Origin of the sequence: Micromonospora sp. WMMD714, from assembly GCF_029581315.1 — a bacterium.
Taxonomy (GTDB): domain Bacteria; phylum Actinomycetota; class Actinomycetes; order Mycobacteriales; family Micromonosporaceae; genus Micromonospora; species Micromonospora rifamycinica.
In genome coordinates this window covers 3,896,666-3,915,000 of record NZ_CP120744.1, presented here as the reverse complement: position 1 = coordinate 3,915,000, position 18,335 = coordinate 3,896,666, and the positions used below count along the sequence as shown (strand labels likewise).

The following is an 18,335-nucleotide window of genomic DNA, read 5'->3' as shown; positions in this document are numbered from 1 at the left end:
CCGACCGGCTGAGCTTGCGCCGGAGGCGGTGACAGCGCAGAGTGCACCGCGTGAGTCGTGGCCGGACCGGACGCGGCCGGCGGGCCACCTCCGCCGGCGCGGTGCTGCTGATGCTGCTGGTCGTCGCGTTCGGCGGGCTGGCCGGCTGCCGGGACTCCCCCGACGAACCGGTCCCGATCCGGATCGCCACCGGCAGCCCGACCGCCGTCTACTACGCCTTCGGCCGGTCGTTGGCCACCGTCCTCAACCGCGAGCTGCCCGGCGTCCGGGCCAGTGTGGTGGTCACCGCCGCCTCCGCCGAGAACGTCCAGCTCGTCGGCTCGGGCGCCGCCGAACTGGGCTTCACCCAGGCCGACGTGCTGGACACCAACCCGGCCGACCCACCGAAGGTGCTCGCGGTGGCCCGCGTCTACGACGACCTGCTCCACCTGGTCACCACCGCCGGTGGCCCGATCCGCGACGTCGCCGACCTGCGCGGGCGGCGGGTCTCGATGGGCGCCGCCGGCTCCGGCACCCAGATCACCGCGACCCGCCTGCTGGAGGTGGCACGACTCGGCGGCGACCAGGTCCGCCGGGAACACCTCGGCCTGGACGACTCGGTGGCCGCGCTACGGGCCGGCCGGATCGACGCCTTCTTCTTCTCCGGCGGCCTGCCGGTACGCGGGGTGGCGGCGCTCGCCGACGCCACCTCGATCCGGCTGGTGGACCTGGGCGAGTGGACCGAGCCGCTGCGCCGCAGCTACCGGGAGGTCTACGTCTCCCGGGACATCCCCCGCTCGGTGTACGGGGTGGACCCGGTCACCACCGTCGCCAACCCCAACTACCTGGTCGTCCGGGCGGACCTGCCGGAGCCGCTGGTGCGGGAGGTGACCCGGCTGCTGATGGAGCGCCGGGCGGAGCTGGCCACCGCCCATCCGGCGGCCGGGCGGATGAGCCCCCGCTCGGCGATCGCCACCACCCCGCTGCCGCTGCACCCCGGCGCGGCCGACTGGTACCGGTCCGCCAAACCCTGACGCTCAGCCCGCCCCGGTGCCCGCGGCGGCCGGCGGCCCGTCCTCGGTGGCCGCCGCCGGCCCGGCCGGCGGGGCCGACACGTCGGCTCCGGCCGGCCCGGCGACGGGCGACGGCGGCCCGGCAGGGTGCGACGGCGGGTCGGCGGCCTGCGACGGCGGGTCGGTCTCGGGCGGGGCCGGGAACCACAGCTCGGCGACCAGGCCGCACGGTTCGCCGGGGTGCATGGTGAGCCGGCCGTCGGACGCGTCCACCAGCACCGCCACGATCGTCAGGCCGAGGCCGGCACCGTCGATGTTCTGCGCGTCCGGTGCCCGCCAGAACCGCTCGGTGGCCTGGTCGAGCTGGCCGGGAGTCATCCCCGGGCCGGTGTCGCGCACCTCCAGCGCGGTGCCCCCGTCGGCGTGCCGGACCGCCACGGTCACCTCTCCACCGGCACCGCTGAACTTGATCGCGTTGTCGATCAGCGCGTCCAACGCCTGGTCGACGGCGGTCGGCACGGTCCGCGCGTACGCCGGGCCGCAGGTCGCCAGGCGCAGGGTGACCGACCGGTGCCGGGCCAGCGGCTGCCACGCGGCGACCCGGGAGGCGGCCACCGCCGCCGCGTCCACGGTCACCCGCTCGTTCTGTTCGCGCTCGGCCCGGGCCAGGGTGAGCAGCCCGTCGAGGACCAGCGCCAACCGGTCGGTCTCCTCCAGGGCCAGCCGGTGCTCGGCCCGGCCGTCCTGGTCGGTCACGCTCGGCCCCAGCTCCTCCACCCGCAGCCGCAGCGCGGTCAACGGGTTGCGGAGCTGGTGGCTGGCGTGGGCGACGAAGGCCCGTTGCCGGTCCATCACGTCGGCGACCACCGCCGCCATGTGGTTGAAGCTGGCCGCCAGCCGGCGCAGCTCCGGCGGACCCCACCGGTCCTGCACCCGGGCGCCCCGGTCCCCCTCGGCGATCTCGTGGGTCACCGCGTCCAGCTCGGTCACCGGGCGCAACACCCAACCGGCCAACCCGAACGCGGTGGAGACGCAGGCCAGCACGGCGAGCAGCCCGATCCCGGCGAGCAGCAGCCACCAGGCGGTGACCGTCCGACGTACCTTCGCCACCGGGGTGGCGGTGACCACCGCGCCGAGCACCTCACCGCCGTCGTTGATCGGCACCGCCACCACCAGCGGACCGTCCACCCACGGCCAGACCGAGTCCGGCCCGTTGAACTGCTGCCCGGCCAACGCGCTGTCCAGGGCCGCCCGGGTGTCCCGACCGGAGTTCCAACTGGCCGACACCACCAGCGTCCGGCCGTCCCGGTCGACCACCGCCGCGCCGATGCCGTACAACTGGTCGTAGCTGACGAGCTCGCCGGTCAACGGCCCGGCGCCGCCGCCGCGCAACGCCGGCCCGGCCAGCGAGGCGAACCGGGTCGCGTCGGCCAGCCGGTCGGCGCGCACCCGGTCGGTCTCCCGGGACGCCAGGGTCGCCGCGAGCGGGGTCTCCAACGCCAGGAGCACCAGCACCATCAGCAGCAGGTAGCTGATCACCAGTCGACGACGCACCGGCTGCCCCTCACGCGGCCCGGAGCCGGTAGCCGACCCCGCGGACCGTCTCCACCAGCCGGGGGTCGCCCAGCTTGCCCCGCAGCGAGCCGACGTGCACCTCGACGGTGTGCCGGTCGGCCCAGGTGGTGCCCCAGACGTCGAGCAGGATCCGGTCCCGGGGCACCGCCGTGCCGGGCTGGCGGGCCAGCGAGAGCAGGATGTCGAACTCCTTACGGGTCAGCGCCGCCGGTCGGCCGCCGACGGTGACCGTCCGGGCGGACACGTCGATGCGGACCGGACCGACCTCGATGAGGTCCGGCGCCGGCGGGGCGTGGGCGGCCCGCCGCAGCACCGCCTCGATCCGGGCCTGCAGCTCCACCATGGAGAACGGCTTCACCACGTAGTCGTCGGCGCCGAGCCGCAACCCGAGCACCCGGTCGCGTTCCTCGCCCCGGGCGGTGACCGCGATGATGCCGAGCTGGCTGCTGCGTCGCCGCAACTCCCGGCACACCTCGGTGCCGTCCCCGTCCGGCAGGGTGAGGTCGAGCAGGACCAGGTCGCAGGGGGCGGCGGAGAGCGCGGCGGCGACGGTGGCCGCGTGCTCGACCTCGTAGCCCCGGCGGGTCAGCGCCGAAGCGAGGGCGGCAGCCACCCGTCGGTCGTCCTCGACCAGCAGGATCCGCACCGGTGACTCCCCTTCGTCGTACGAGATGACGAGCGAATGGTGGCAGAAGCGCCGGGCCGGAGGAAACGGGCCGGACCCCGGACGCCCGGCCGCCGGGGGAACGACGCGGGACCTGGGACGAGTGGTCGTCCCAGGTCCCGCGCTCCGGTCGGTCAGCGGCAGAGCCGGCCGATCTCCTCCTGGAACCGGTCCATCGGGTTGGCCTCGGCCGGGCCGAGCAGGTAGGTCTTGAGATCCCGCCGGGCCTCGGTCATCGGGTCGTCACCGGCCCGGGTCAGCGCCAGGATCTTCGGCAGTTCGCCGCAGTCCCGGGAGAGCAGGTACGCCCCCCGGGAGGTGGGGAACTCCCGCCGGAACTCGTCCTCGGGCAGCCCGCTCGGGTTGGCCACCACGTACGGCCGCTGGCTCTGCACGAAGTCGGAGACCACGCTGGAGATGTCGCTGATCAGCAGGTCGGTCTGGTTGAAGCAGTCGAACAGGGCGGGCACCCGGCCGGTGACCACCCGGTGTCCGGGGCCGTCCAGCGAGCCGGCGTCCGGGTCACCACCGGCGGCCCGGATCAGCGACACCAGGCGCTCGTGCACCGCCTTGGCCTCTTTGGACCGGGAGCCGGTCAGCGGGTGCGGCTTGTAGACCAGCCGCACCTGCGGCGAGGCCAGCACACCCCGGACGATCCGCTCCCCCATCAGCACCAGCGAGGTGTGGTAGGGGTCGTCGTCCAGCCAGCCCTCCCAGGTGGGGGCGTAGAGGACGGTGAACGGCCGGTCGGGGGCGGTCGAGCCGAAGGTGTGCACCCCGGCGAGCTGCGGCCGGCCGATCTCCACGATGTCGTCGTCCCGGACGCCCACCGCGGCCCGCGCGTACCGCTCCCGGCCGGCCAGCCCGGCGACCCAGACCTCGTCGTACACCTTGCTGTACGGGTTGACGCTGGCCTGCTTGTCGCTGTCGCCGTGGCCGACGAAGACGTGCTTCATACCCGGCTCGCGGAGCATGTGGATGTTCGCGCCGACGTTCGCCGCGTAGAGGGCGGCCCGGACCGTGCCCAACTCGAGGTTCATGAAGTCCGGCCCGGTCGGCACGCAGATCACCGGCAGCCGGGTGTCGGCCAGCTCGAAGAACGCCTCCCTGCTGCGCATCAGCACGACGGCCCGCTGGTCCAGCGCCTCGGTCGGGGCCAGCCACATGTTGGCCTGGTAGACGTCCTTGGCCGGGCCGGCGAAGTAGAGCGCGACCTCGGGGCGGTAGCCGTCGAGCCAGCGCTGGAGCACCGGCAGCACCGGGCTCTTGCCGGTGCCCCGGCCGCGCAGCCAGGTCACCGCGACCACCGCGCCGATCAGCGCGGCGAGCCCGGCGGCCACCGCGGCGACCGCGAGCACGGGGGTGGCGTCGGCGCGGACCGCCACCACCACGGCGGCGGGGATCAGCAGTACGTTGAGCACGGCGAGCTGCACACCGGCCAGGTCGGCGATCCAGCCCGGCGGGCGGGGGGCCGAGCGGATCGGACCCAGCTCGATGTTGCGGACCAGCGCGGAGACCGGGTTCCGCCGGTCGATCATGGTGTTCAGGGCGCCCGCGAAGACGGCGATCACCCAGACCGCCGCCGGGAGCACCAGCAGCCAGGTCAGCTCGGCCCGGGTGAGCGGGACCGTGGTGGCGACCAGCAGCACGGTCGCCAGGTCACGGCTCAGCTGCCGGTAGCCCCGGTTGAGGCCGACCTTCTCCAGCAGCGTCTCCGAGGGCGGCGACCAGCGGGTGACGGCGTACTCGCCGACCACCGCGACCAGCCCGGCCACGGCGAACAGGGCCACCCATCCGAAGCCGCCCGCGACGAGCATGACCAGGTAGGACAGCACCAGCAGGGCGCCTCGGGCGGCGGTGCCGGTGCGTTCCAGTAACGTGCCGAACAAAGGAGGACGCTCCCTACGAGATCGATGACGGGCGGGGCCCGACGGTCTGCGTCGTCGTCGTCCGACGGGCGTGACCGCAGCACCGCGACCGACCGAGCGGCCTGCGGGTGACTGCGACTTTAACGTGAGCGGACGTCCCGGTGTCGCTCGGGTATCCAGGTCCATTTCGGGCAGACGCGACGATACCTCCCGGGTGGCACCAGACGTCCGTCGCTCAGCCCGACCGGCCGTAGCAGGTTGTCGCGCCCGGCCCGGGGCGGCTGGCCAGCTTCTCGAAGCCCAGCTCGACGGCCATGTCGCGGGCGTACCGGTTGCCGTTGTAGACGCAGATGGTGCCCACGCCGAGCCGCTCCACGGCAGCGCCGACCTGCTCCCGGTCGGGTTTCTCCCGCCCGTCGGCGAAGTGGGCCAGCAGTAGCCGGTCCTTGGCGAAGTCGGAGTTCAGGTCGTACTCCACCAGGTAGAAGTCGCGGGGCAGGACGACCCGGACCCGGCTGGTGACGATCAGTGAGGTCCGCATGATCGTCGAGGGGGCGAGGACCAGCCCGTCCGGCCGGTCCTGCCCGGCGATCCAGAAGGCGATCTTCTGCCGCTGCTGGGGCAGCTTCCAGGTGGGGCGGGTGTGCGTCTCCACCCAGCTGTCCGGCGACCACATCGGGGTGGCCCAGACGGCGAACGAGGCGACCATCGCCGCGGCGACCAGGCCGCCGACCGCGCCGCGCAGCAGCCGCGACGGCGACGGCACGGACACCGTGCAGAGCAGGCCGATCAGGGTCGGCAGGGCGAGCAGCCACGGCACCCGCCAGAGCACCACGGAGATGCCGGTCAGCGCGCCGAGCGTCTCCAGCACGCCGGGCACCAGCAGCACGCTCATCACCAGGGCGGCCCCGGCGGCCAGCAGCGCCGGGGTGCGGCGGCGGGCCAGCAGCGGACCGCACCACAGCGCCAGGCCGCTGATCACCCCGACGATCCCGACCAGCAGCGTGCGCCGGTAGGTGTACTCGGCGTCGAAGAAGGCGTCGTCCGCGCCGGCCGCGTCCATCCCGCCCAGCACCAGCCGGGACACCACGATCGCCCCCACCGGGTACGCCACCGCGGCCAGCCCGCCGAGCACCGCGTCCTTCCACCGGCCGACCAGCAGCATCGCCAGCCCGGCCGCGCCGACCAGCATCGGCAGGATGATCGCCGAGGTGGTGGTGAGGCCGGCGGCGGTGACCGAGAGCGCGAAGACCAGCAGCAGCGAGCGGCGGGACCGGGTGTCGAACCACTCGGTGAGGTAGAGCCACATCAACGGGATGACCGCCGAGACGAACATCCCCTTGCCCTCGTAGAGCCGGGGCAGGTGGAAGGTGCCGAGCGCGGCGTCCGAGCCGGCCACCAGGTAGAGGTAGGTCACCGCGACGCTGAACGCGAGCACCGGCCGGCGCGGGGCCCACCGGTGGGTGAGCCGCCACAGCGCCAGGACGGCCAGCACCGCCATCACCGGCAGTGCGAGGTACCAGGTGGCGGACGCGCCGTGGATGCCGAGCACGTGCGCGAGCGCGCCGTCGAACACCTCGATCGACGGGGTGGGCGGCAGCGAGCCCATCGCCGGGGCGACGTTCTCGGTGAACAGGAAGTCGTTGGTGGGCACCAGGTCACGCTCGGCCACCCAGACCGTCTTGCCGACGTAGTAGACGTCGTCCGGGGTGTTGCGGGCCAGGTAGAGCGAGGAGATCGCCACCCCGACCGAGATCAGCAGCGCGTACCCGGACTGGAGGGCGGTGGGGGTGGGCGGGCCGGGCGGGGCCGCGTCGTCGGCCCGCCAGGCCCGGCGGGTGAGCAGCATGGCCCCGATGCCCGCGGCGGCCCCGGCGGCGGCCGGGATCCACCAGGACAGCACGTCGCCGGCCGGGGTGCCGGCGAGGCCGGCGGTGACGGCGGCCACCACCCCGGCGGCGACCACCGGCAGCAGCCAGCGACGCGGCTGACCCGTCCCACCGGCCGGCGCGGTGTCGCCGGCCGGCACGGTCGGGGCGCCCGGGGTGGTGGCGGCGGCGCGGCTGCGGCGGACGGCCCGCACCCCGGCCAGCCCGGCGAGCAGGACGCAGCCGACGATCCAGCCCAGGAAGGTCACCGACGGGCGCAGCTCGAACAGGAAGGACACGTGGTAGAGCACCGTCCACAGCGCGAAGCCCAGCACCGCGGCGTCGGTGACGACGGCCGGGGTGGCGGCGAGCGCCGACCGCAGTCGACGTGCGGGCTGCGGTCGGCCGGCGGCCGGCGCGGCGGAGGGCGGCGCGGGGGGCGGCGGCGCGACGGCAACGGGGTCGGCGTTCGGCACGGTTCGTCCTTGTCGTCGTACGGTGCGCGAGGGTCGTGCGGTGGGCGGGCGGCGGTCCACGAGGGCGGCCGCCCGGCTGCGGTCCGCACAGCAGGGTAACCGCAACCACCGTCCGGAGTTGGCCGGCGGGCGGCGTGGCGGCGTCGCGGAGGTGACCTGGTGGGGTGCGGAACCGGTCAGCGCGGCACCGGCGCCTCCCGTTGCCGGGGCACCGTGCCGTTCGCGGTCAGCCCGATGGCCACCGACTCCACCAGCAGGTCCAGGTAGGTCGGGGTGAGCGGGGTACGGGCGATGGCCAGCCGCCAGTACAGCGGGCCGACGATCAGGTCGACGGCCGCGTCGGCGTCGGTGTCGGAGGGCAGCTCGCCCCGCTCCACGGCGAGGCTGATCAGCCGTCCGCCGATCTCCTGCTGCTTGGCCCGCAGCAGCTGCTGGAGGGTCTCGTCGATGGTCGGGTTGCGGGCCGCCTCGGCGAGCAGGTCGGGGATGATCTGCGAGGCCAGTGGATGACTCAGCGCGTGGGCGACCACCTGGAACAGCAGGGTCAGGTCGCCGCGCAGGCTGCCGGTGTCCAGCGCCGGCAGTTTGCTGCCGGCGGCGGCGACCACGGTCTCGATCACCAGGTCCAGCTTCGAACTCCACCGCCGGTAGATGGCGGTCTTGCCGACCCCGGCCCGTCGGGCGACCGCCTCGATGGAGAGCCGCCCGTACCCGACCGCGGCGAGTTCCTGCATCAGCGCACGGCGGATGGCCCTGGTGATGTCTCCCCTCAGCACCGCCGCACCGGCCGGCGCACGCCTCTTGTCGCTGGTCATCGGGAACTCTTCGCACCTGTCACGTGGGCTAATGTAGCGCAACGACGGTACGGTTGCGTCCCGACGTGTTATGGACTACCGTCCACGCAGCGACGAGGCTGCCCCGGCACCGTGCCAGCCCACCGAATCCATCGTCGCGCGCATCCCGTTGGTACGAAAGATCGGAGCGCCCTTCCCATGGCCACCACCGCGCTGGTCGACCCCGAAACGGGCCTGACCCAGGCGCAGCTGGCCGCTCGGCACGGACTACGGGTCGCCGGCGAGCGCCCCTCCCTGACCGAGTACAGCCGCAGACTGTGGGCCTACCGGCACTTCACCGCCGCGTACGCCAACGCCAAACTGGTCGCTTCGTACAGCAACGCCAAGCTGGGCCAGATCTGGCAGGTGCTCACCCCGCTGACCAACGCCGCCGTCTACTACCTGATCTTCGGCGTGGTGCTCGGGCAGAACACCATCCCGAACTTCATCGCGTACCTGACCACCGGGCTGTTCATCTTCAACTTCACCCAGAGCGCGGTGCTGGCCGGCACCCAGTCGATCAGCGGCAACCTGGGGCTGATCCGGGCACTGCACTTCCCCCGGGCCTGCCTGCCGCTGGCCGCCACGCTGACCCAGTTCCAGCAGCTGCTGGCCTCGATGATCGTGCTGATCGGCATCGTGCTGGTGACCGGCGAGCCGCTCACCCTGGGCTGGCTGATGCTGCCGCCGGCCCTGCTGCTCCAGGCGGCCTTCAACGCCGGGGTCGTGATGGTCGTCGCCCGGATGGGCTCCAAGGCCAGCGACCTCAAGCAGGTCATGCCGTTCATCCTGCGCACCTGGATGTACGGCTCCGGGGTGCTCTACAGCGTCAAACTGTTCGACCGGCTGCCGGAGTGGGCCTCGACGCTCATCCAGTTCAACCCGATCCTGGTCTACATCGAGCTGGCCCGGTACGCCCTGTTGGAGCAGGCGCCACTGCTCAACGAGTCGCTGACCCAGCTCTGGCTGGTGGCGGCCGGCTGGGCGCTGCTGGGCGGGATCGCCGGGTACGTCTACTTCTGGCGCGGCGAACAGGAGTACGGCCGTGGATGACCGGTACGAGACGTCCAACGACGTCACCGTGACCCTGCCCCGGGTCGTCGAGCGGATCCCCACCGTGGTGGTGGACGACGCGCACGTGATCTACCGGGTGCACAAGGGCGCCGGCGGCGGGAGCACACCGGTGGCCGCGCTGCGCCGGCTGGTCAAGCGCTCGTCCGCGCCCAACATCCAGGAGGTGCACGCGGTCAAGGGGGTCTCCTTCACCGCGTACCGGGGTGAGGCGATCGGCCTGATCGGCAGCAACGGCTCCGGCAAGTCCACCCTGCTGCGGACCATCGCCGGGCTGCTCCCGGTCAACCGGGGCGCGGTCTACACCCAGGGCCAGCCGTCCCTGCTCGGGGTGAACGCCGCCCTGCTCAACGACCTGTCGGGGGAGCGGAACGTCACGCTGGGCTGCCTGGCGATGGGGATGCAGCCCGACGACGTGGCCCGGATGACGCCGGAGATCATCGAGTTCTCCGGGATCAACCAGCGGGGCGACTTCGCCAGCCTGCCGATGCGGACGTACTCCTCGGGCATGGCGGCCCGGCTGCGGTTCTCCATCGCCGCCGCCAAGAAGCACGACGTGCTGCTGATCGACGAGGCGCTCGCCACCGGCGACAAGGGCTTCCGCAAGCGCAGCGAGCAGCGGGTCCGGGAACTGCGCGAGGGGGCCGGCACGGTCTTCCTGGTCAGCCACCAGCTCTCCTCGGTACGCGACACCTGTGAACGGACGATCTGGTTGGAGTCGGGGCTGATCCGGATGGACGGCCCCACGGACGAGGTGATCCGGGCGTACGAGGCATTCGCCAACGGCAAGTAGTATTCCGGGCGCACGTACGGCATCGACCCGGTGCCCGACGGACCGCGTCGTCCCGTGGGGCGGCGCGGTCCGCGCGTTAAGGTTCATCCCGTCGCCACGCTGGCGCAACCTTCCGTTCAGGGCGACCCCCGGAACACGTGCAGACATCCCGAGAGTGAGGATCGGCAATGACGCAGGACCACACCACTGGCCCGGACGCCACACCGGAGACCCCGGCACCGTGGCGGCCCTCGCGGACGGTGGCGGTGGTGCTGGCCGGAGGCACCGGGACCAGGCTGGGCCTGGGCATCCCGAAGCAGTTGCTGAAGATCGCCGGCAAACCGATCATCGAGCACACCCTGGCCGTCTTCGAGGCCGCCCCGGAGATCGACGAGATCATCGTGCTGATGGCCACCGGCCACGTCGCCGACGCCCAGCAGATCGTCGACAAGGCCGGCTTCCGCAAGGTCAGCAAGGTGATCTCCGGCGGCGACACCCGCAACGCCACCACCCGGATCGCCCTGGACGCGGTCGGCGACGGTGACGTCAACATCCTCTTCCACGACGCGGTACGCCCGCTGGTCAGCGCCCGGATCGTCCGCGAGTGCGTGAACGCGCTGTGGAGCTACTCCGCCGTCGACGTGGCCATCCCCTCGGCCGACACGATCATCCAGGTCGACGAGGACGAGTGCATCACCGACATCCCGGTCCGGTCCCGGCTGCGCCGGGGGCAGACCCCGCAGGCGTTCCGGTCCGGGACCATCCGGGAGGCGTACCGGCGGGCCGAGGGCGACCCGGACTTCGCCGCCACCGACGACTGCGGCGTGGTGCTGCGCTACCTGCCCGGCACCCCGATCAAGGTGATCGACGGGTCGGACGAGAACATCAAGGTCACCCACCCGGTCGACGTGCACCTCGCCGACAAGCTGTTCCAGCTGGCCGCCGCCCAGGCCCCCCGGCTGTCGCACCGCAGCTACACCGAGGAGCTGGCCGGGCGGACGATCGTCATCTTCGGCGGCAGCTACGGCATCGGGCACGACCTGGCCGAGCTGGCCCGCGGGTACGGCGCGCAGGTCTTCCCGTTCAGCCGCTCCAGCACCGGCACCCACGTCGAGCAGACCGGCGACGTCGAGGCCGCGCTGAAGACCGCCTTCGAGGCCACCGGCCGGATCGACCATGTGGTGGTCACCGCCGGCATCCTGGAGAAGGGCGCGCTGGCCGAAATGGACGAGGAGACCATGGACCGGGTGCTCCAGGTCAACTTCGTCGGGCCGGTGATCGCCGCCCGGCAGTCCCTGCCGTACCTCCAGCAGACCAAGGGTCAGCTGCTGCTCTACACGTCCAGCTCCTACACCCGGGGCCGGGCACAGTACGCGCTCTACTCGTCGACCAAGGCGGCGCTGGTCAACCTGACCCAGGCGCTCTCCGACGAGTGGGCCGAGTTCGGGGTACGGGTCAACTGCATCAACCCGGAGCGCACCGCCACCCCGATGCGTACCAAGGCGTTCGGCGAGGAGCCGGAGCACACCCTGCTGGCCGCCGAGGCGGTCGCCCAGTCCTCGCTCGACGTGCTGATCTCCGACCTCACCGGCCAGGTGATCGACGTCCGCCGGGCCCCCGGCGAGCCGGCCACGGTGCCGGCCCAGCCGACCGCCGCCGAGCACGACCGGCTGCCCAACGGCGTCGACGCCGGCTGAACCCCGACCCCGGAGACGGTACGACATGCGTGGTGACCTGGTCAGGAAACTGATCGCACGGTGCCTGACCACCGGCCTGGCCGTGGTCGCCTTCCTGGTGGTGGCGCTCACCGGGGCCACCGGCTGGGGTCTGGCCCTGGCGGTGGCCGCGCTGGCCGCCGCCGGCTACGAACGCCGGGTCCGCCCGGACGCCGACATCGTCGCCGAGACGGTGCTGCTGGCCGCCGGCATCCTGGTCGGTCACGCCCGCCGGCTCGACGACGGGTTCGACCCGGTGCTGGCGCTGACCGCGCTGGTGCTGCTGGGCCTGGTGCTGCTGGTGGGGCCGCTGCGCGACGCCGGCAACCTGGAGATCCGGGCGGCGAACCTGCCGGTACGGACGTGGACCCCGCTGGTCGCCGCTCGGCTCGACGGCGTACTGCTGGGGCTGCTCGCCGTGGTGGCGGTGGCCGCCGCGTTCGCGCTGCCCGCCGGGGTCGCGCTGGCCGTGGTCCTGCTGGTGGCGGCCGGCTGCGGCGCGGTCGGCCTGGACCTGGCCCGGCGGCGGTTCCGGCCGTCGGGCGGCGGCAGCCCGGTGACCCGGGCGCTGCGGGCGCACCAGCCGGAGTTCCTGCTCTACTTCTCGGCCCCGCCCGGCTCGGAGTACCAGGTCACCATGTGGCTGCCCTACCTGGAACGGCTGGGCCGACCGTTCCTGGTGCTGCTGCGGGAGCCGGAGTTCCTGCCGACGATCGCCGCCGCCACCCGCGCCCCGGTGGTCTACTGCCCCACCCTCACGGCGATGGACGAGGCGCTGGTGCCCAGCCTGCGGGTGGCGTTCTACGTCAACCACGGGGCGAAGAACAGCCACTGCATCCGGTTCACCCAGCTCACCCACGTGCAGCTGCACCACGGTGACAGCGACAAGGCCCCCAGCGCCAACCCGGTCTCGGCCATCTTCGACAAGATCTTCGTGGCCGGTTCGGCGGCGATCGAGCGGTACGCGCGGGCCGGCGTGGAGATCCCCGCCGAGAAGTTCGTCGTGGTCGGTCGACCCCAGGTCGAGGGCATCGAGGTACGCCAGGCGGCCCGCCCGCTGACCGCCCCGACCGTGCTCTACACCCCCACCTGGACCGGCCACCACGCCGACGCCAACTACTGCTCGCTGCCGGTGGCCGAGCCGCTGCTGCGCCGGCTGCTCGACCGGGGCGCCACGGTGATCCTGCGCGCCCACCCGTACACCGGGCAGAACCCGGCCTCGGCCCGGCAGCTGGCCCGGCTCACCGAACTGCTCGCCGCCGACCGGTCCCGCACCGGCCGGGAGCACCTGTGGGGCGCGGCGGCCAGCCGCGAGCTGAGTCTGACCGACTGCGTCAACCGCTCCGACGCGCTGATCTCCGACGTCTCCGGGGTGATCTCGGACTACCTCTACTCGGGCAAGCCGTACGCGGTGACCGACCTGGGTGTCGACGGGGACGAGTTCGTGGCCCGCTTCCCGCTGGCCGCCTCCGGCTACGTGCTGCGCCGGGACATGTCCAACCTCGACGAGGTGCTGGCCGGGCTGCTGGACACCGACCCGCTGATGGCGGCCCGCTGGCAGACCCGCCGTCGCTACCTGGGTGACTTCCCGGCCGACTCGTACGCCGACGGTTTCCTCGACGCCGCCCGGCGGGAGCTGGAGCCGGACTGGAACCCGCCGACCCCCCGGGGCGCGTCGGACACCGCCTCCCTCTCCCACCGCCCCTGACCCACCCACCCCCGCCCACTCACCCCCCGCCCGCCCCCGCCCACCTTCCTCGGCAAGATCACGCTCGATCCATGGTCGAGTGGCCTCGCGAGCGCCGGATGCCACTGGAACATGGATACAACCTTGTTCGTCCGCCCGCGGGATTGGTCCTGCGACAGCGGACCGCCCCGGTGCCCGTGGTCGGGCGGCCGGGGCGGCCCGGTTGGTGGGGCGTCGGTCAGGCCGAGTAGCCCCGGGTGGCGATCCAGTTGGCCAGGGTGGTCACGCCGACCCAGTACGCCGGCAGCGACGGGTCCGCCGAGTCGGCGATCCGCACGGTACGACCGTTGTCCCGGTAGCCGACCACGGCGACGTAGTGGCCGCCGGGGAAGGAGTGCCAGCCACCGTCGAGGTCGGTGACGTCACCGGCTACGTTGGCGACCACGGCCCGCTTGGCGGCGACCGTCTCGACCACGTCGGCCCGCAGCCGCTCGACCTGCGCGTCGCTCGGGAAGCCGGCGAACATCCGGGTCCGGTACGGGTCGCCCTTCACCACGGCGTTGAGCACCCGGGTGGTGTCCTCGGCCGAGTTGGTGCCCATCTCGGTGGTGCCCAACTGGGCGGCGAGGTCGTCCTGGTCGCGCTCGATGCCGGCCGCGCTGAGCGCGTTGCGCACCGCCGCCGGACCGCAGTAGTAGTAGGTCGTCTGGGCCTGGTAGTCGTAGCGGAGCAGCTTCGACGACGGCGGCTTCGGGGCTGCCACCCGGCGGGTCAGGTCCGGGTCGGCGGTGGCCCTGGCCTTCACCCGGGTGGCCCGCGGCGACGGCGTGGCGCTCGCCGACGGGCTGGTCGTGGGGGTGGCCGACGGGCTGGTCGGGGCGGGGGCGGGGGCGGCGACCCGGGCCTCAGCCCGGCTGGCGACGTCGTCGAGGCGGGGGGCGGTCCCGGCGACGGCGGTCGTCCGCGGCTGGTCGGCCGGGGCGTCGTCGACGCCGGCAGCCAGCGCGGCGGCACCGGTGGCCAGGACGAGGACCGCGGCCGAACCGACCACCACCTGGTACGGACGCTGGCTGGTCAGGCGGCGTAGCTGACGCTTCATGTGGTGCTTCACGGGGTGTTCCTCCACGGGGCGAGGCGGCGGCACGCCGGACCGGCACGTGGTGGGCTACACCACGCGCGGATCGTCGGATGCGCCGCTCGTGCGGTCGGGACCGCCCGACGGGGGGCCGGACGGATCGGCGGGGGCCGCCCGACGAGGGCCGGGCGGCGGGGCGGACGGCCGGGTCAGCGCATCGGGCGCGACACTCCGGCGGTGCTCCGGCGCCGAGGTGGAGGAACTACCGAGGGGGTGGGGTCATGCTGCACGAGGAGGAACTCCTTCCGCTGCCGCCGACCGGGTTAGCTGACGGATTCGGGCGGGAAGATCGCCCTACCCCGGGCCGTGGCCCGGCGATTCACCCCAGTGGTACGTGTGGGTCCCCGGTTCGTGACTGGCACGATTGAGCGGGTCGGCGCGGCGTCGCCTTCGGCGATCGAAAACCGCACCGGACCGCAGCGACACTACTGGTCGCCTTCCTCCTCGCCAACCCCTGTGAGCTGCGCAAACATGCTCCGGTGAGCCCTCTTGCGGGGCACTCGGGCATCGACCTGCCGCCACGGGTCCGATGGTGCGTCCGGCCCCGTCGGGGCGGCAACCGGACAGGTCGCCGGCAACCACCGATGATCGCCACGCTCGATGTCACCGGGTGTGACCACCTGTCCGGATCCCGGGTCGAGGTGACGCCGGTCACAGCCGGCAGGTAACAATTCGGTCGCCCACCTGCCACCGAGCCGAGTCGGCCCCTGCCGGCCCACCGGGTACCGGCCCCGCCGACTTCCGGCCCGCCTGGTTCCAGCGCGCTGGCCGCCGGACCGGAAGAGTCGGTGAGCGGGCCGGGATCTCGGGCGGGGGTGCCGCCGGGTCAGTTCACCCGGGCCGGTCGCCAGCGGGCGGCGGCGGTCGGACGGGCCGCCGACGTCGCGGAGCGGGGCGAGGGCACCAGGGTCGGGAGCAACCGCTGCGTCGCCGCGTACGCCTCGACGGCCAGCGACCGGGCCGCCTCGGCGGCCAGTTCGGCGTCCCGCCACGCCGCCCGCTCCCACCCGGCCGCGGCCCGGTACGCCGTACGGCGGTCCTCACGGACGGCACGGGCGAGCATCACCTCGTGTTCGACCGGGTGCCGACGCGGATCCCACCCGTCGCGGTGCGCGAAGACGTCCCGCAGCCGTTCGACCGACAACTCCCCCCGCCAGTGCGCCGCCACCGCCTCCTGGTGCAACCACCGCTCCCGGTCGGCGTACTCGGCGGGGGTGCGGGGGGTGCGCGGGCGGGGCAGTGCGCCGGCACCGGCGAACCGACGGGCCACCGTGTCCGCCTCGTCGTACGCCTGCCAGGCCCGGTCCAGGGTGTCCTGCGCGGCCAGCCAGGCGGCCCGGCGACGGCGGGCGGTCTGGGCCGCCCCGGAAGCGGCCACCGCCACCTCCTCGGCGTAGCGGCGCAGGTCGGCGACCGGGGGTGGGGCGTCCGGCGGCGGGCCGGCGGCCGCCACGTCGGTCGGCTGGTCCCGCTCGGGGCGGGCCACCAGGACGGCGAGCCCGGTCAGCGCCAGGACGAGCAGCAGGGACCAGATCACGGTGGCGGTCGGGACCTCGATCAGGAACCGGGAGAGCACGGTGTTCACGGTCGACACCTCGTGGGCGGGATGCGGAGAAGCGGAGGCCGTACCGGCGGCGGGACCGGCCGGGCGGTGCGGGGTGGGGTTCGTCGTCGGTGGCGGCGCGGGTGGGTCGGCCCCGCGCGGGCCGGGTCAGCCCGCCGGGGGCGCCCGGGGGCCGGCAGCGGCGGCGGGCACCCGGCCGGTCGCCCTCGCCAGGGTCGCCGCCGACCGGCTCCGGGTGGTGCCGACCGGCACCACGAGCGCCACGATGCCGACCGGCTCCACCGTCACCGCGGTCGCCCGGTCGACCCGCGGATCACCGGTGCGGAGGATGTCGGACCTGCCGCCCGGGGCGACCGGGGCGGTGGCGGCGGGAACGGACGGGGACGCGTCGAGCGACAGGGCGGTCGCGGCCGGCCCGAACAGCGCGGGGCCGGGCAGCCCGGGGGCGGCGGCGGCGAACGCGAGCGCGACGGCAAGGCTGGTCAGGAGCCGGGACATCCCGCACACGACCCACCACAGGGGACTGACGGACGCGACCGGGGACACGCGACCACGCTACCGCCGGGCTGACCGGCCCGCAGCACCGCCGGGCGTGTCGCCGCGCCCACCACCGTGGACCCGGTCCGTCCCGCCGGAGGAAGCCCGATCGCCCGCTGTCGACCCCGCCCGGGGCGGCGGCTGCCGGTGGGACGGCGAATGCCGGGTGCCGGTGGTTGCGGGTGCCGATCGGGTGGCGGGCGCCGGTGGGATCAGCGCGGGTCGCGCGGCCCGACGTACTCGACGGGACGTCCGCCGTCGGCCGCCCTCGGCCCCGGCACGACGACCGGCCCGGCGGCTTCGGGGACGGCAGTGCCGGAGACGGCGGCACCGGAGACGGCAGCACCGGAGACGGCGGCACCGGCGGCGGCCGGAGCGGGTGGGGGGCGGCGGCGGGGGGCGAGGCGGCGCATCATCGGGGTCTCCACCCAGCGGTGCAGGGCGGCGGCCAACGCCAGGTTCACCACCAGGAAGCCGAGCACGGCCAGCGGCCCCGACCAGCCGGGCAGCCCCACGCCCCAGTGCCCGGTGAGCCGCAGCACGGTCATCATCACCAGCACGTGCACCAGGTAGAAGGCGAACGACACCTCGCCGAGCCAGACCAGGGTCCGGTGCCGCCACGGTGACCAGCGACCCTGCACATCCGCGCGGGCCGCCGCCGGGATGACCAGGATGTACGCCACCGACAGCAGCGCCGCCCACATCTCGGCCGGAATCCAGTGCGCCCCCACCCAGACGGCCACGAAGAGCAGGCTGGCCAGGGGCAGGCCGGGCCCCCGCCAGTGGCCGCGGCGCAGCAGCTCGGCGGCGGCCACGCCCAACCAGAACTCGGTGGACCGCACCAGCGGGAAGACCTGGGTGAACCACCAGTTGGTGCCCTCGGGCAGCAACGCCTGACCGGGCCAGAGTGCCAGGATCACCAGCGGCACCGCCACCACCACGGCCCAGAGCAGGCCGGAACGGGCCCGCCGGATCGCCGGCAGCACCAGCGGCAGGCAGAGATAGAAGAACAGCTCGCAGGAGAGCGACCAGCTCACGTTGTTGATGCTGTAGAAGTAGCCGGGGGTGGGATCCCAGGCCTGGACCAGGAAGAGGTTCTCCAACGCGGCGCGGGGCACCACCGGATCGGCGAACCACCACATCACCAGCAGCGCCGCCGCCCAGGTCAGCACGTGGTTGGGGTAGATCTTGGCGAGCCGGCGACGCCAGAAGTCCCGTCGCCGGTCGCCGTCACGCGCCGACCAGACCAGCACGAAGCCGCTGAGGATGAAGAAGAACTGCACCCCGGACAGGCCGAGGGTGAACAACCAGTCGACCACCGCCTTGGCGTCCGGCTGGGCGACGATCCGCATGGTGCCGGCGTGGTAGCCGAAGACCAGCATGGCGGCGATCCACCGCAGGCCGGTCAGCGACGGCAGCCGGCTCGACGCCGGGGACGCGGTGGTGGGCACGCTGGTCACGCCGGGCACCCTACCGGCACACCCCGGCCCCGGTGACGCGCCGGGGCGGTACGGATGTGCGGAAGGTGTACGAAATCCCTCCACTGCCCTAACATCGCGGAACCCCCCGGTGCCGACG

General features: G+C 73.7%; 13 protein-coding genes, 1 pseudogene and 1 riboswitch. Of the genes and pseudogenes, 5 read left to right on the top strand and 9 right to left on the bottom strand.

Translation table 11 applies throughout. The annotated features are described in order from the left end of the window. Window positions 1–110 precede the first annotated feature (110 nt). Window positions 111–1,013, top strand: a complete 903-nt coding sequence (locus tag O7625_RS17170) for a TAXI family TRAP transporter solute-binding subunit (RefSeq protein WP_282346988.1) — start codon at window positions 111–113, stop codon at window positions 1,011–1,013. A gap of 174 nt (window positions 1,014–1,187) precedes the next feature. Here O7625_RS17170 and O7625_RS17165 read toward each other — a convergent pair. The 5 genes and pseudogenes from O7625_RS17165 to O7625_RS17145 form a co-directional block, all read right to left on the bottom strand. Beyond that, window positions 1,188–2,546, bottom strand: a pseudogene (locus O7625_RS17165) (HAMP domain-containing sensor histidine kinase); the annotation flags it as partial. Between the two features lie 10 nt (window positions 2,547–2,556). Further along, window positions 2,557–3,213, bottom strand: a complete 657-nt coding sequence (locus O7625_RS17160; RefSeq protein ID WP_067303428.1) for a response regulator transcription factor — start codon at window positions 3,211–3,213, stop codon at window positions 2,557–2,559. A gap of 152 nt (window positions 3,214–3,365) precedes the next feature. Beyond that, complete coding sequence (locus tag O7625_RS17155) at window positions 3,366–5,120, bottom strand: CDP-glycerol glycerophosphotransferase family protein (RefSeq protein ID WP_282339877.1); 1,755 nt, start codon at window positions 5,118–5,120, stop codon at window positions 3,366–3,368. 214 nt (window positions 5,121–5,334) lie between these two features. After that, complete coding sequence (locus tag O7625_RS17150) at window positions 5,335–7,443, bottom strand: DUF6077 domain-containing protein (RefSeq protein WP_282339876.1); 2,109 nt, start codon at window positions 7,441–7,443, stop codon at window positions 5,335–5,337. A 176-nt stretch (window positions 7,444–7,619) separates the two neighbouring features. Next, window positions 7,620–8,258, bottom strand: a complete 639-nt coding sequence (locus O7625_RS17145; RefSeq protein ID WP_282339874.1) for a TetR/AcrR family transcriptional regulator — start codon at window positions 8,256–8,258, stop codon at window positions 7,620–7,622. Window positions 8,259–8,435: 177 nt separating this feature from the next. Between O7625_RS17145 and O7625_RS17140 the strand changes: the two genes are divergently transcribed. The 4 genes from O7625_RS17140 to O7625_RS17125 all read left to right on the top strand — a co-directional run bounded on the left by O7625_RS17140 (window position 8,436) and on the right by O7625_RS17125 (window position 13,542). After that, on the top strand, window positions 8,436–9,329 hold the full coding sequence (locus O7625_RS17140; RefSeq protein WP_067303420.1) for an ABC transporter permease: 894 nt from the start codon (window positions 8,436–8,438) through the stop codon (window positions 9,327–9,329). Further along, window positions 9,322–10,140 (top strand): ABC transporter ATP-binding protein, encoded by an 819-nt coding sequence (locus tag O7625_RS17135; protein WP_067303417.1) that lies wholly within the window; start codon window positions 9,322–9,324, stop codon window positions 10,138–10,140. The genes O7625_RS17140 and O7625_RS17135 overlap by 8 nt, the downstream gene beginning before the upstream one ends. A gap of 167 nt (window positions 10,141–10,307) precedes the next feature. Continuing rightward, on the top strand, window positions 10,308–11,816 hold the full coding sequence (locus O7625_RS17130; protein WP_282339872.1) for a bifunctional cytidylyltransferase/SDR family oxidoreductase: 1,509 nt from the start codon (window positions 10,308–10,310) through the stop codon (window positions 11,814–11,816). Window positions 11,817–11,841: 25 nt separating this feature from the next. Next, window positions 11,842–13,542 carry a CDP-glycerol glycerophosphotransferase family protein gene (locus O7625_RS17125; protein ID WP_282339871.1) on the top strand — a complete coding sequence of 567 codons (1,701 nt, stop codon included), beginning with the start codon at window positions 11,842–11,844 and terminating at the stop codon, window positions 13,540–13,542. A gap of 217 nt (window positions 13,543–13,759) precedes the next feature. Here O7625_RS17125 and O7625_RS17120 read toward each other — a convergent pair whose 3' ends face one another. The 4 genes from O7625_RS17120 to O7625_RS17105 form a co-directional block, all read right to left on the bottom strand. After that, window positions 13,760–14,620, bottom strand: coding sequence for a C39 family peptidase (locus O7625_RS17120; protein WP_282346986.1), 861 nt, complete (start codon window positions 14,618–14,620; stop codon window positions 13,760–13,762). Between the two features lie 273 nt (window positions 14,621–14,893). Beyond that, window positions 14,894–15,037, bottom strand: a riboswitch (cyclic di-AMP (ydaO/yuaA leader). Between the two features lie 445 nt (window positions 15,038–15,482). Beyond that, window positions 15,483–16,241, bottom strand: coding sequence for a hypothetical protein (locus tag O7625_RS17115; protein WP_282339870.1), 759 nt, complete (start codon window positions 16,239–16,241; stop codon window positions 15,483–15,485). Between the two features lie 126 nt (window positions 16,242–16,367). After that, window positions 16,368–16,718 carry a hypothetical protein gene (locus O7625_RS17110; RefSeq protein ID WP_282339868.1) on the bottom strand — a complete coding sequence of 117 codons (351 nt, stop codon included), beginning with the start codon at window positions 16,716–16,718 and terminating at the stop codon, window positions 16,368–16,370. Between the two features lie 251 nt (window positions 16,719–16,969). Next, complete coding sequence (locus tag O7625_RS17105; protein ID WP_282339866.1) at window positions 16,970–18,217, bottom strand: acyltransferase; 1,248 nt, start codon at window positions 18,215–18,217, stop codon at window positions 16,970–16,972. Window positions 18,218–18,335: the final 118 nt, after the last annotated feature.